The 323-nt window shown below is 47.1% G+C and carries 1 protein-coding gene; it reads right to left on the bottom strand.

Going from position 1 to position 323, the window contains the following annotated elements; all coding sequences use genetic code 11:
* Window positions 1-312: hypothetical protein (locus tag DAHG_RS18235; RefSeq protein ID WP_205408083.1), on the bottom strand; the 312-nt coding region annotated here is incomplete at its 3' end.
* Window positions 313-323 lie beyond the last annotated feature (11 nt).

The raw sequence follows: 323 nt of genomic DNA, 5'->3' as shown, positions 1-323 counted from the left end.
ATTTCCGATGTAGTACCAATAGCCGCTGTGACTCGGTATCCATGTGTTATAGATCATCTTTCCATCCAGATCCACATAATACCAGTTGCCTCTGTTGTCCGGTGCCCAATGCTGACGCCATAGTTTGCCGTCTTCGGGTCCCATGAAGTACCAGTCATTACCATCTCTGACCCAGTCCTTCATTAGATGTCCGTCCGTTGAATGCATGTAGTACCAATCACTTTCGATCGGCAGCCATCCTTTCGCGATCACACCGTCAGCATAGGCATAATAGCGTTTTCTTGATTCTTCAAACCAGCTTGCTTTCTTCATGACTCCCTCTT

This window comes from Dielma fastidiosa (genome assembly GCF_000313565.1).
Taxonomy (GTDB): Bacteria; Bacillota_I; Bacilli_A; order Erysipelotrichales; family Erysipelotrichaceae; genus Dielma; species Dielma fastidiosa.
The sequence above is the reverse complement of the archived record's forward strand: the minus strand, read 5'-3'. Positions and strand labels throughout refer to the sequence as shown.